The sequence below is a fragment of the Streptomyces sp. JNUCC 64 genome, assembly GCF_054484115.1.
Window position 1 is genome coordinate 250,055 of record NZ_CM137015.1, and the last position, 13,676, is coordinate 263,730.

Below are 13,676 nucleotides of genomic sequence, written 5' to 3' on the forward strand. Positions count from 1 at the left end.
ATAGTTACCTATGCTCACAATGATTGATGTCCGGTATGGTGCGGCCATGAACACCCCGGACGCGGACGGCATCCTCGCCGAGCAGTTGCTACGGCTGACCCGCCGGGTGCACCGCATCCAGAAACGGCATCTGGAGGCACGCGGTCTCGGTATCACCCCCGCGCAGTCCCGCCTGCTCAGGACCCTCGCGCTGTACGGCTCGCCGCCCCGGATGGCGGACCTCGCCGAGCACCTGGAGGTCGTGCCGCGGGCCGTCACCACGCTGGTCGACGGGCTGGAGGCGGCCGACCGGGTGCGCCGGGCACCCGATCCGGCGAACCGGCGGGTGACCCGGATCGAACTGACCGACGCCGGGCGCCGGACCCTGGAGGAGCTGCGTTCGGTCCGCCGGGCCGCCGCCGAGGAGATGCTCGCCCCGCTGAGCCCCGGGCAGCGCGAACTGCTCGGCGGACTGCTCGGCACCCTGATCGACGGCCCGGACCTCCACCCCGCGCACAGCGACGACGACCGCCGCTGACGCCCGCCGCCCTCGCTCCGACAGCGGGAAACGAGGGCGTCCGGCCCGCCTCTTCCGCCGTGGCCATGGGGTACGTCACCCTCGCTGGGGCGATCATGAGAGCGCTCCGGTACCCGGGTGCCGTCGGACGCGACCGCGTTCGGACGTCGACCGGCGGCCCATGACCGGCGACCGAACGACCGGCGAGCACCTCGAACGAGGAGGAGACCCATGCCCCTGCTGGAGCCGGATCCGGACAGCCTGCGCCCCGTCTCCCGTCCCGCGAGACCCGCCCCCGACCGGGTGACGCCCGACCGCTCCGGCGGCACGCCCGAGCCGCTGCGCGGTGAGCTGACCGCCCTGCTCGGCGCCGACAAAGTCCTCACCGGTCTGTCGGACCTGGTGCGCTACGCGTCCGACGCCAGCCCGTACCGCTTCCTGCCGTGTGCCGTCGTCGTGGCGGAGGACATCGACGACGTGTCCGCCGTCCTCTCCTACGCCCGTGGCAAGGGGCGGAACGTGGTCTTCCGCGCCGCCGGCACCTCGCTCAACGGCCAGGCGCAGGGCGAGGACATCCTGGTCGACGTCCGCAGGCACTGGGCGGGCGTCGAGGTCCTGGACGGAGGGGCCCGCGCGCGCCTCGGGCCGGGCACCACGGTGTTCCGGGCCAACGCGACGCTGTCCCGGTACGGCAGGGTCCTCGGCCCCGATCCCGCCAGCGCCATCGCCTGCACCATCGGCGGCGTGGTCGCCAACAACGCCTCGGGCATGACCGCCGGAACCACCCGCAACTCCTACCGCACGGTCGCCTCCCTCACCTTCGTCCTGCCGTCGGGCACCGTCGTGGACACCGCTGACCCGCAGGCGGACGCCCTGCTGGCCCGGGCGGAACCGGCCCTGTGCCGTGGACTGCTGGACCTCAAGGCGGAGATCGGGGCCGACTCCGCTCTGGTCGCCCGGATCCGGGCCAAGTACGAGATCAAGAACACCAACGGTTACCGCCTCGACGCCTTCCTCGACGGCTCCACCCCGGTGGATATCCTGCGCGGGCTGATGATCGGTTCCGAGGGCACCCTCGGCTTCATCGCGGAGGTCGTCTTCGACACCCTTCCGCTGGACCGGCACGTCACGACCGCGCTGCTGTTCTTCCCGTCCCTCCCGGCCGCGGCCGCCGCCGTGCCCGCGTTCAACGAGGCCGGAGCCCTCGCCGTCGAGCTGATGGACGGGAACACGCTCCGGGCCTCCGTGAGCGTGGCGGGGGTTCCCCCGGACTGGGCGGAGCTGCCGCCCGGGACCACCGCGCTGCTGGTCGAGTTCAGGGCCCCGGACCCGGCGGCGCTGGAGGAGTACGAGACCGCCGCGCGGCGCGTGGCGGCCGGGCTGGAGCTGGTGGCCCCCGTCGCCTCGGTGACCAACGCGTTCACCCGGGACCCCAAGGCGATCGCCGGTTACTGGAAGGCCCGCAAGGCGTTCGTCACGGCGGTCGGCGGCTCGCGGGCGTCCGGGACCACACTGATCACGGAGGACTTCGCGGTGCCTCCCGCCCGGCTCGCGGCCGCCTGCGAGACACTGCTCGAACTCCAGACCAGGCACGGCTTCGACGCCGCCGTGGCCGGGCACGCCGCCCACGGGAACCTGCACTTCCTGCTGGCCTTCGACGCCGGGGACCCCCGCGACGTGGAACGGTACGCGGCCTTCATGGACGACTTCTGCCGCCTCACCGTGGAACGCTTCGACGGGTCCCTCAAGGCCGAACACGGCACCGGCCGGAACATCACACCGTTCCTCGCCCTCGAATGGGGCGACCGGGCGACCGATCTGATGTGGCGCCTCAAACGGCTGGTGGACCCCGACGGGATCCTCGCCCCCCGGGTCGTGCTGGACCGGGACCCCCGGGCGCATCTGCGCGGTCTCAAGACGATTCCCCGGATCGAGCCGGTGGCCGACCCCTGCATCGAATGCGGCTTCTGCGAACCCACCTGCCCCAGCCGTCATCTGACCACCACGCCCCGGCAACGGATCGTGCTGCGGCGCGAGATGGCGCGTCAGCCCGCGGGCTCCGAGGTCGAGGAAGGGCTGCTCCACGCCTACGGCTACGACGCCGTCGACACCTGCGCCGGGGACTCCACCTGCGAGCTGGCCTGTCCGGTGGGGATCGACACCGGCGCGATGATGAAGGACTTCCGGCACGCCCGGCACTCCGCGCGTGAGGAGCGGGCCGCGGCCTTCGCCGCCCGGCACTTCGGGGCGGTCGAGGCATCGGCCCGGCTCGCCGTGGCCGTCGCGGCCCGCCTCGACGACCGGCTGCTCAGCGCGGCGACCCGTGCCGTGCGCGGGGCGGTACGCCCCGACCTGGTACCGGAGTGGCTGCCCGCCCTTCCCGGTGCCGCCCCGCGCCGCCTTCCCCGCACACCGCGCGCGGGCGCCTCGGCCGTCTACTACCCGGCGTGCGTCAACCGGATCTTCGGTTCGTCCGGGGAAGGCCCGCCCGGGGGACGCCGGGGTCCGTCCCTGCCCGAGGCCGTGGTCGCGGTCTCCGCCCGGGCGGGCCGTCCGGTGTGGATTCCACGGGACGTGTCCGGAACGTGCTGTGCCACCATCTGGCACTCCAAGGGGTACGCGGCGGGCAATGCGCTGATGGCGAACCGCGTCGTCGAGGCCGCCTGGGGCTGGACGGAGGGCGGTCGTCTCCCCCTGGTGGTGGACGCCTCCTCGTGCGCGCTCGGCCTCGCCGACGAGGTCGTCCCGTACCTCACGCCCGGGAACCGGGAGCTGCACCGGGAACTCACCGTCGTGGACTCCGTCGTGTGGGCGGCCGAGGAACTCCTGCCCCGTCTCACCGTCCACCGCACCATCGGGTCGGCGGTCCTCCACCCGACCTGCTCCATGCGGCACCTCGGTGACGAGGAGCAGCTCCGGACCGTGGCCGAGGCGTGCGCGGACGAGGTCGTCGTGCCGGAGGACGCCGGATGCTGCGCGTTCGCGGGCGACCGGGGCATGCTGCACAGGGAGCTGACCGAGTCCGCCACCCGCGAGGAGGCCGCCGCGGTGACGTCCCGCCGGTTCGACGCCCATCTGTCGGCGAACCGGATGTGCGAGATCGGCATGGACCACGCGACGGGCCGTTCCTACGTCTCGGTCCTGCTGGCACTCGAACGCGCCACCCGGCCCGGGCCAGGCGTCCAGTCTTCCGACCGTGGGGGTTCACCTGGTCCTGGCGCGGGTTGAGACCGGGGCCGCTTGGGCGGGGCGACGCGCCGCGGGGCGTGATCAATCCAGGTGCGGCCGTAAGCCCCGCCTCATAGCCTCGGCCCATGACCGACCGCGCCCTCGTCCCCGACGACTTCGTCGTCCCCAAGGGCCTGACCACCCCGCAGTTCCGTCTGGAGCCCCTGGGGCCCCAGCACAATGCCGCCGACCACGCCGCCTGGACCAGCAGCATCGAGCACATCCGTGCGACCCCGGGCTTCCAGGACCTGAGATGGCCCCCTGCCGACGGGATGCCCCTGGAGGAGAACCTCGTCGACCTCCAGCGTCACGCGGACGACTTCACCCAGCGCCGCGGATTCACCTACACCGTCATCGAGACCGTCAGCGGCGAGGTGATCGGTTGCGTCTACGTCTGTCCCTCCCGCGAGGATGACCATGACGCCGATGTCCGCTCCTGGGTCCGGGCCGACAGGGCCGGACTGGACGCGCCCTTGCGAGCGGCCGTCATGAACTGGCTGTCCACGGACTGGCCCCTCGGAACTCTCAACTATCAGCTCCGCTGACCAACCATGTGATCCTGCGGCAACTGCGGGACGCTCAGCGTCCGAACGCCCCGAACCAGGGGAGGGAACGCCTTCCCGGTGGACTTCCCGGTCACGGCACCGGGGAGGCCGGAAGAGCCGGTACTCCCCGGAGCGTCCCCTCGCCGGGCTACGGCGGGCCCCGGGTCCTGCAGCCGGGCTCCGCGTCACGGGCGCGGTGGCGCCGTGCCCGCGCGGAACCCGGCTGCTCCGCCCAGCACTCCGGGATCGGAGTTCCCCTCCCGCCTCCCGTAAATCGTTTGCCCGGAAGGAAGGCCGGCGCGAAGCTTTCAAGGCCGCCGGGCACCATCGCCCCGCGCCTTCCGACGCCGCTCCCCCACCGTTCTCGCCCGTGCCCGTCGCCTCGCCCCCGCCTCCGCCCCACCGAGTCCTGGGACGCCATGCACCTCCGAGACCTCCCCTACGCCGACCCCGGTGTCCCCGATCTGCGTTCGGGCCCCCGGCTGCTGTTCTGGACGGGACGCAACCAACTCGGGGGCCAGCTCAAGGCACTGACGTGGGGGCTGGTCCACTTCACCGCCGTCGCCGGGCTCCCGTTCGCCGTCGGTCTCGCCGTCGACGCGGTCGTGGACGGCTCCGGGACCGGTCTCGCCCTCGCGGGCGGGGCGCTCGTCCTACTGGGACTGCTCGCCGCCCTCGGCGACACCCTGCTGCACCGCGCCACCGTCACCAACTGGGTCACCTCCACCGCCCGGCTCCAGCAGCTCCTGGTCCGCCGGACGGCCCTGCTCGGTGCCGAACTGACCCGTCGGGTCGCCGCCGGGGAGGTCGTCGCCGTCTCCACCTCGGACGTCGAGCGGATCAGCCGGTTCGTGGAAATGCTGTCCCGCTTCGCCGCGGCGGTCATCGCGGTGGTCCTCGTCTGCGTCGGACTGGTCCTGTACGAGCCCGCCCTCGGGATCATCGTCGCGATGGGCGCCCCCGCGCTGGCGTTGACGACCCTGCCCCTGCTGCCCGCCGCCACCCGCCGCGCGGACGTCCAGCGCGCCAAGGCCGGACATGCCACGGAGCTGGCCGCCGACACCGTCGCGGGACTTCGGGTCCTCCGGGGCATCGGTGGCGAGGAACTGTTCCTGAGGCGGTACCGGACCGCTTCCCAGGAGGTCCGGCGGACCGCTGTCCACAGCGCCCGGATGTGAGCGCTCATCTCCGCGGTCCAGATCTTCCTGCCGGGTGCGCTGCTCGTCGCCGTGGTGTGGCGCGGAGCCGCCCTCGCCCAGGACGGGACGGTCTCCCTGGGCGCTCTGGTCACCGTGTACAGCGCCGTCACCCTGCTGCACCTCCCCCTGCGCCACATCGAGGAGATGGCCATGGCGTACGTCTTCTCCCGTCCGTCGGCGGTCCGGGTCGCCCGGGTCCTCGCGCTGGAACGCGGCGCCGGGCCCTCCGGTGGGAGACCGTCCGCGCGCCCGGGCCCGGGGGGAGCGGGGAAGACGACGGAGGCGGAGGCGGGGAGAACGGGGGCCGCCTCCCTCGTTCCCGGCCCGCGCGACGGGCTGGACGGGCTGGACGGGCTGGAACGAGGGGATCTGTTCGACCCCGTCACCGGTCTGCTGGCCCGTTCGGGACGGCTCACAGCGGTGGTCTGCGGTGACCCCGACACCGCGGGTGAACTCGCCGAGCGGCTCGGCGGACACGCCTCGTCCGACGGCCCCTCGGGCACCTCCGTCCTGCTCGGTGGCACCGCACTGGACGCGCTGCCCCTCGACACGGCCCGGACCTCGGTCCTGGTGCAGGACAAGGATCCGGTGCTGCTGTCCGGCACCCTGCGCGAGCTGCTGGACGTTCCGGCATCGGGCGCGGTGTCCGCCGCGCGCGCCCTGGAGGCGGCCCGGTGCGGTGATGTGCTGGACGCCCTGGCACGGGACGCGGTGGACACCGCCGACCCGTTCGACGCCTGGATCACGGAGCGCGGGCGTTCCCTCTCCGGGGGACAGCGCCAACGGCTCGCGCTCGCCCGCTCGCTCCTCACCGACCCGGAAGTCCTGGTCCTGGACGAGCCGACCTCCGCCGTCGACACCCACACCGAGGCCCGGATCGCCGTGGAACTGCGCGTGCTGCGCGAGGGGCGCACCACCGTGGTGTTCACCTCCTCCCCGTTGCTCCTGGACCAGGCCGACCAAGTGGCCCTCCTGGACGGCCGGAAGGTCGTGGCGACGGGCACCCATCGGGAACTGACGGCCACGGAACCCCGGTACCGGTCCGTGGTGGCCCGGGGGACCGGTGAGCACCGGGGAGGACGGGACCGGCGGAACACCGGGGACCCCGGGGCCTCCCGGACCTCGGGGGAGAATGGGAACGGCGGGGCGGACGTCGAGAACGGGGAGGGGACGTGACCGGTGTCGAGCAACCGGCCGACGACCCGGCGCGGCCGACGACGGCGAGCGCCCTGCCCGTCGGGGACCCCGGGGCCGTCCGGAGCTATGTCAGGGCACTGTTGCGGCGGCACCGGGGAGCGTTCGCGGTACTGATCGCGGTGAACGCGGTGGCCGTGACCGCTTCGATGGCCGGGCCGCATCTGCTGGGCCGACTGGTCGAGCGTCTCGCGGAGGGCACCGGCGCGCCGGACGGTACGCGTGTGGGCGCCACGGTCGGCCTCTTCGTGGTCGCGCTCCTGGTGCAGACGGTGTTCGTGTGGCAGGTCAGGTCGCGGGGCGCGATGCTCGGCGAGCGCGTGCTGGCGGATCTGCGGGAGGACTTCCTCGTGCGCTCCGTCCGGTTGCCGCCGGGGGTGCTGGAACGGGCCGGTACCGGTGATCTGCTCTCCCGGATCACCACCGACGTCGACCGGCTGTCGAGCGCGATGCGCGAGGCGGTGCCCGAGCTGGCGATCGGTGTGGTCTGGGCGGGTCTGCTGCTGGTCGGGCTGGCGGTCACCGCTCCCCCGTTGGCCCCGGCGGTGCTCGTCGCGGTACCGCTGCTGGTCGTGGGCTGCCGGTGGTACTTCCGGCGGGCCCCCTCGGCGTACCGGGCGGAGGCGGCCGGGTACGCGGCGGTGGCGGGCGCGCTCACGGAGACCGTCGACGCCGGGCGGACCGTGGAGGCACACCGGCTGGGCGGGCGTCGGGTGGAGCTGTCGGAGCGGCGGATCGCCGTGTGGGCGGGGTGGGAGCGGTACGCGCTGTGGCTCCGGTCGGTACTGTTCCCCGTCATCAACCTGACGCACATCACCGTGCTCTGTTCGGTGCTCGTGCTGGGCGGTGCCCTCGTCCTGCGGGGCTGGATCACGGTCGGGCAGTTGACGACCTGCGCGCTGCTCGCCCAGATGCTGGTGGACCCGATCGGGCTGATCCTGCGCTGGTACGACGAGCTCCAGGTGGCCCAGGTGTCGTTGGCCCGGCTGGTGGGCGTGCGCGCCGTCGAGCCCGAAGAGGGGGACGCCACCGTGTCGCCCGGGGGTCGCACCGTGCGCGCCGACCGGGTGCGGTTCGGCTACCGGGCGGACCTGGACGTGCTCCGCGAGGTGTCGCTGACGGTCCGGCCGGGCGCCCGGGTGGCGCTGGTCGGCCCGTCCGGCGCGGGCAAGTCCACGCTGGGGCGGCTGCTGGCGGGGATCTATCCGCCGGGCGGGGGCACCGTCACCCTCGGAGGGGCGGAGCTGTCCCGGATGCCCGCCGAGCGGGTGCGCACCCATGTGGCCCTCGTCAACCAGGAGCACCACGTCTTCGTGGGAACGCTCCGTGACAATCTGCTGCTGGCCCGGTCCGGCGCCCGGGACGACGAGCTGTGGGCGGCGCTCGGCGCGGTGGACGCCACCGGGTGGGCCCGCGCCCTGGGGGACGGCGGGAGCGGTCTGGACACGCGGGTGGGGTCGGGTGGTGTTCCGCTCACTCCGGCCCAGGCCCAGCAGATCGCCCTGGCCCGGCTGGTGCTGGCCGATCCGCACACCCTGGTCCTGGACGAGGCGACCTCGCTGCTCGACCCCCGTGCCGCGCGGCACCTGGAGCGCTCGCTGGCCCGTGTCCTGCGGGGCCGGACCGTGGTGGCCATCGCCCATCGGCTGCACACGGCGCACGACGCCGATCTGATCGCCGTGGTGGAGGGGGGCCGCATCACGGAACTGGGCGGCCACGACGAACTGGTCGCCCAGGACGGCGCGTACGCGGCCCTGTGGCGTTCCTGGCACGGCTGACGTCACGGGGGCGCCCGGGGTGCCGGGCCCTCCGGCGCCCCGGGCGGCCGTCGCGCCGGTCGTCAGATGAGGTTCAGCGCCGCCGCGCCGCCGATTCCGCCGAGGACCATGAACACGGGGGTGAGGACCTTCAGCTCCACCCAGCTGCCCGCGCGGAAGCGCACGGCCTTCGGCGGGCCCAGGGGGTACCAGCGCTTCCCCGCGATGGGGATGGGCCACAGGACGGGGCAGCCGGACACGGTGAGGGAGTCGCCGATGTCGTGGACCAGCGCGCCCAGCACGATCGGCAGCCCCAGCCAGAGGTACTCCTGCCCGGGCGCGGTGAAGAGCCAGTCCGCTCCGTTGCCGGGCTGGTCCAGGACACCGGCGAGGATCCACGAGCCGGCCGCCGCCAGCAGCCAGACGAGGACGTCGCTGCTCTGTCCCCGGGTGGCCCTCCAGAGCAGTCCTTCGATGGCGAGGACCAGGTGGACGAAGAGGAGGGCGAGCACCGCCCACCGCCCCCCGGTGATCGCCAGCGCGGACGCGCCGACGCCGATCAGCACGGCCCAGAGCCAGGTGTGGGTCAGGGTGCGGTGTCCACCCGAGCGCCGGGGGTCGCCCGGCTTCCTGGTCGCCTTGTAGACGGCGTAGGAGAGTTTGTCGACGATCTCGCACAGCCCCCGGGAGACCGGGCCGAAGGCCCTCGATATCGTGGCGGCCTTGTGGTCGAGGTCGGGGGCGAGCGCGGCGCCCGCGCAGATCAGCGCGCCGGTGAGCAGGACGGGCCAGGGCATCGGGTGGCCCGCCGAGGCCGCCGCCGCTCCCACCCCCAGCCAGGCCGCCGCTCCCGACAGTGAGTGTGCCGGTCCCATCATGGTGGTGCCCCGCCCCTTTTCCGTTGCTTTCCGTACCCGTGCCGCCGCCGGTCGCCGCGCGGGGGTGTTCCCGTCGCCGGGTGCGGCCCCCGCCCCTGGCCCGGGGCGCGCGTGCGCGCTGACGTGGTGTCGGCGCATCAGCGTAGCGTTCACGATCTTCGTACGGTCGTCCGATTCCCTGATCGGGGTCGGGTCCAGGCAAGATAGGCATGTGACCCTTATCGCTCAGCTGCCTCAGTCCGCCGATCCCGACGCCCTCTACGAAGCATTCGAGTCGTGGGCGAAGACGCGCGGACTCTCGCTCTATCCGCATCAGGAGGAGGCGCTGATCGAGGTGGTCTCCGGGGCGAACGTGATCGTGTCGACCCCGACCGGTTCGGGCAAGAGCATGATCGCCGCGGGGGCGCACTTCGCGGCCCTGGCGCGGAACGAGGTCACCTTCTACACAGCGCCGATCAAGGCACTGGTCTCGGAGAAGTTCTTCGAGTTGTGCAAGATCTTCGGTACCGAGAACGTGGGCATGCTGACCGGGGACGCCTCGGTCAACTCGGACGCCCCCGTCATCTGCTGCACGGCCGAGGTGCTGGCCTCGATCGCGCTGCGGGACGGCAAGGACGCGGACATCGGCCAGGTGGTCATGGACGAGTTCCACTTCTACGCCGAGGGGGACCGTGGCTGGGCGTGGCAGATCCCCCTGCTGGAGCTGCCCCAGGCGCAGTTCGTCCTGATGTCGGCGACCCTCGGCGACATGTCGATGTTCGAGGAGGATCTGACCCGCCGGACGGGCCGGACCACCGCGGTCGTCCGGTCCGCGACGCGTCCCGTGCCGCTGTCCTACGAGTACCGGCTGACCCCGTTGACCGACACCCTGACCGAGTTGCTGGAGACCAAGCAGGCTCCGGTCTACATCGTGCACTTCACCCAGGCCCAGGCGGTGGAGCGGGCCCAGGCCCTGATGAGCATCAACATGTGCACACGGGCGGAGAAGGACCAGATCGCGGAGCTGATCGGGAACTTCCGCTTCACCACCAAGTTCGGCCGCAACCTGTCGCGGTACGTTCGGCACGGTATCGGTGTGCACCACGCGGGGATGCTGCCGAAGTACCGGCGGCTGGTGGAGAAGCTCGCCCAGGCCGGACTGCTGAAGGTCATCTGCGGTACGGACACCCTGGGGGTCGGGGTGAACGTCCCCATCCGCACGGTGCTGTTCACCGCCCTCACCAAGTACGACGGCAGCCGGGTGCGGACGCTGCGCGCGCGGGAGTTCCACCAGATCGCCGGGCGCGCGGGACGCGCGGGCTTCGACACCGCGGGTTTCGTCGTGGCCCAGGCCCCGGAGCACGTCATCGAGAACGAGAAGGCGCTGGCGAAGGCGGGCGACGACCCGAAGAAGCGCCGCAAGGTGGTGCGCAAGAAGGCCCCGGAGGGATTCGTCGGCTGGACGGACTCCACCTTCGAGAAGCTCATCGCCTCCCAGCCCGAGCCCCTCACCTCGCGGTTCCGGGTGACGCACACCATGCTCCTCGCGGTGATCGCGCGGCCCGGCAACGCGTTCGACGCCATGCGGCACCTGCTGGAGGACAACCACGAGCCCCGCAAGCAGCAGCTGCGGCACATCCGGCGGGCCATCGCGATCTACCGCTCGCTGCTGGACGGCGGCATCGTGGAGAAGCTGGACGAGCCGGACGCCGAGGGCCGCGTCGTGCGGCTGACGGTCGACCTCCAGCAGGACTTCGCGCTCAACCAGCCCCTGTCGACCTTCGCGCTCGCCGCCTTCGAGCTGCTCGATCCGGAGTCGCCCTCGTACGCGCTGGACATGGTGTCGGTGGTCGAGTCGACGCTGGACGACCCCCGGCAGATCCTGGCCGCCCAGCAGAACAAGGCCCGGGGCGAGGCCGTCGCGGCGATGAAGGCGGACGGGGTCGAGTACGAGGAGCGGATGGAACGGCTCCAGGACGTCTCGTACCCCAAGCCGCTGGACGAGCTGCTGTCCCACGCCTACGACACCTACCGCCGCAGCCACCCGTGGGTGGGCGACCACCCGCTGTCGCCCAAGTCGGTGATCCGGGACATGTACGAGCGGGCCCTCACCTTCACGGAGTTCGTGTCGCACTACGAGCTGGCCCGGACCGAGGGGATCGTCCTCAGGTACCTGGCGAGCGCGTACAAGGCGCTGGACCACACCGTGCCCGACGATCTGAAGTCGGAAGACCTCGAGGACCTCATCGCCTGGCTCGGCGAACTGGTCCGCCAGGTCGACTCCAGCCTCCTCGACGAGTGGGAGCAACTCGCCAACCCGGAGGAGATGACGGCGGAGGAGGCCCAGGAGCGCGCCGACCAGGTGAAGCCGGTGACGGCCAACGCGCGGGCCTTCCGCGTCCTGGTCCGCAACGCGATGTTCCGGCGGGTGGAGCTGGCCGCCCTCGACCACGTGGACGAACTGGGCGAGCTGGACGGGGACTCCGGCTGGGACGCCGACGCCTGGGGCGAGGCGATGGACCGCTACTGGGACGAGTACGACGATCTCGGTACGGGGCCCGACGCGCGCGGCCCGAAGCTGCTGAGCATCGAGGAGGACGCGGAGCACGGTCTGTGGCGGGTCCGGCAGGCCTTCGCGGACCCGAACGGCGACCACGACTGGGGCATCAGTGCCGAGGTCGACCTCACCGCCTCCGACGCGGAGGGCAGGGCGGTGGTCCGGGTCACGGCGGTCGGCCAGTTGTGAGGTGACTGCGGGCACGGCGGACGGCCCCCTTCGGCATCCGGTCGGACGGGGAGACGAAACGACGGGACGGTCAGTCCCGGCGCCGCAGCCAGTCCCGCAGCCTCCGCGAGCGGTCACGGAGCGGGGGTTCGGGCGCGCGGTCGGCCGCACGGGGTGCCAGCGCCGGGGAGGACGAGGGCGCGGTACTGGCGCGCGCGTGGTCCAGGCAGAGCGCGAGGTGCGTCTGGTACCAGCCGGCCTCGTCCGTGTCCTCCGCGCGCATGAGGTCGGGGGCGTTCGCCGCCGCGCTCCTGTTCCCCGTAACGAGGACCTGGCGTTTAGGGAGGAGCGACCGCAACCGGGTCAGCTCCTCCGGATCGGCGGTGACCTCCATGACGCGCTCCTCGTCCAGGAAGGCGGCGGTCGCCGCCGCGCTCTCCCAGGGTCCGTCCGCGAGCCTGAGCAGCCGCCCGTGGTACCGGCCGCGCCAGTTGCGGGCGCGGACGTCCACGCCTGCGGCGAGCTGTTCCCTGAGCGGGGCGGGGGTCCGTCCGCTGAGCAGGGCACGGTGTCCCGGATCGGCCGCGAAGTCCCGCAGGTCCTCGGCGAGGTACTGCCAGACGGTCGCGCGGTACCGGTTGCGGTAGTAGAGGACCGGGGTGAACCGGCCGAGGCGGGCGAGTTTGGTGAAGCGGACGGTGGAGATCCCGAGGAGTTCGGCGCCTTCCGAGGTGCCGACGGTCCGGACCCGTTCCCGCAGGGAGTCGGGGAAGCCCGTCTGGGCGCGCACCCGATGGATCTCGGCGTGGGTGACCCGCCGTTCCCCGGGCTGCTGGCCACGGACGGTGCGGATCCGTCCGAGTTGCACGGCGAGGTCGAACTCGGCCCGCATGAGGCCGAGTTCCCGGGCGGCGCGGGTGGCCGCGCAGCTCGCCGTCCCGTTGCCGTCCCGCCCCTTCCGGATCGGGACGGACACCGGGTCATGATGGACCCGGGGCCGTCCGAACGGACGGTCGGTCTTGGGCGTGGTGGCGCGATGAGTCATCCCGTGCTCCCCCGTGATTCCGTGGCGCTGGTCTCCGGGAAACCGTAGCCCGGATCCCGCTTTCCCGTCCGGGCCTGTGGATAACTCGGCTCACCGCACTGTTGTCGCTGGTCAGCGACTTGGAAGAGGGGACGCGGAACTCAGCTGTCCACTATCGACGTGCGTTCCGAGTAGCGGACCGCGACTCCGAGGTGTTCGCCCACGCGGTTCACCAGCAGGGTCATCTCATAGGCCACCTGCCCGATGTCCACCTCGGCGGTGCTGAGCACACAGAGGCAGCTGCCCTCCCCCGCCGCCGTCACGAACATGACCGCCCCGTCGAACTCGATCATCGTCTGGCGGACCTGTCCGGCCCCGAAGTGACGTCCGGAGCCCTTCGCCAGGCTGTGCAGCCCGGAGGCCACGGCGGCGAGGTGCTCGGCGTCCTCACGGGCGAGCGCGGTACTGGCCGCGGTCACCAGCCCGTCGTTGGAGAGGACCAACACGTGTCTGACGTGTTCGACCCGGTCGATGAGGTCGTCCAGCAGCCAGCTGAGTCCCGTTTTCTGCCCCATCGTCGTGTTCTCCCCGCTCCCCACGCTCTCGGCCTTCCCACCCGCCGACCGGAGACTCCGTTCCGCAAGCCTTCCC

The 13,676-nt window shown here is 72.5% G+C and carries 8 protein-coding genes and 1 pseudogene; 6 read left to right on the top strand and 3 right to left on the bottom strand.

What is annotated here, in order from left to right; all coding sequences use genetic code 11:
- Positions 1-46 precede the first annotated feature (46 nt).
- The 5 genes and pseudogenes from ACVWNX_RS00975 to ACVWNX_RS00995 all read left to right on the top strand — a co-directional run bounded on the left by ACVWNX_RS00975 (position 47) and on the right by ACVWNX_RS00995 (position 8,440).
- Positions 47-517: a MarR family winged helix-turn-helix transcriptional regulator gene (locus ACVWNX_RS00975; protein ID WP_454411915.1), complete on the top strand. Its 471-nt coding sequence runs from the start codon at positions 47-49 to the stop codon at positions 515-517.
- Between the two features lie 210 nt (positions 518-727).
- Positions 728-3,724, top strand: coding sequence for an FAD-binding and (Fe-S)-binding domain-containing protein (locus ACVWNX_RS00980; RefSeq protein ID WP_454411916.1), 2,997 nt, complete (start codon positions 728-730; stop codon positions 3,722-3,724).
- Positions 3,725-3,810: 86 nt separating this feature from the next.
- Complete coding sequence (locus tag ACVWNX_RS00985; protein ID WP_454411917.1) at positions 3,811-4,269, top strand: GNAT family N-acetyltransferase; 459 nt, start codon at positions 3,811-3,813, stop codon at positions 4,267-4,269.
- Positions 4,270-4,688: 419 nt separating this feature from the next.
- Positions 4,689-6,644: pseudogene (locus ACVWNX_RS00990) on the top strand (ABC transporter transmembrane domain-containing protein).
- Positions 6,641-8,440, top strand: a complete 1,800-nt coding sequence (locus ACVWNX_RS00995) for an ABC transporter ATP-binding protein (protein ID WP_454411918.1) — start codon at positions 6,641-6,643, stop codon at positions 8,438-8,440. Before ACVWNX_RS00990 ends, ACVWNX_RS00995 begins: the two are co-directional and overlap by 4 nt.
- Before the next feature lie 62 nt (positions 8,441-8,502).
- On the opposite strand, the gene ACVWNX_RS01000 is transcribed toward ACVWNX_RS00995, so the two are convergent.
- A complete protein-coding gene (locus tag ACVWNX_RS01000) occupies positions 8,503-9,297 on the bottom strand; it encodes a metal-dependent hydrolase (protein ID WP_454411919.1) in 795 nt (264 codons plus the stop codon).
- 211 nt (positions 9,298-9,508) lie between these two features.
- Between ACVWNX_RS01000 and ACVWNX_RS01005 the strand changes: the two genes are divergently transcribed.
- The gene (locus tag ACVWNX_RS01005) at positions 9,509-12,022 is read left to right on the top strand and encodes a DEAD/DEAH box helicase (RefSeq protein ID WP_454411920.1); all 2,514 of its coding nucleotides are present in this window, start codon (positions 9,509-9,511) and stop codon (positions 12,020-12,022) included.
- 70 nt (positions 12,023-12,092) lie between these two features.
- Here ACVWNX_RS01005 and ACVWNX_RS01010 read toward each other — a convergent pair whose 3' ends face one another.
- Together ACVWNX_RS01010 and ACVWNX_RS01015 are read right to left on the bottom strand one after the other, a co-directional pair.
- Positions 12,093-12,977, bottom strand: a complete 885-nt coding sequence (locus ACVWNX_RS01010; RefSeq protein ID WP_454411921.1) for a DUF6397 family protein — start codon at positions 12,975-12,977, stop codon at positions 12,093-12,095.
- A gap of 209 nt (positions 12,978-13,186) precedes the next feature.
- Complete coding sequence (locus ACVWNX_RS01015) at positions 13,187-13,600, bottom strand: roadblock/LC7 domain-containing protein (protein WP_454411922.1); 414 nt, start codon at positions 13,598-13,600, stop codon at positions 13,187-13,189.
- Positions 13,601-13,676 lie beyond the last annotated feature (76 nt).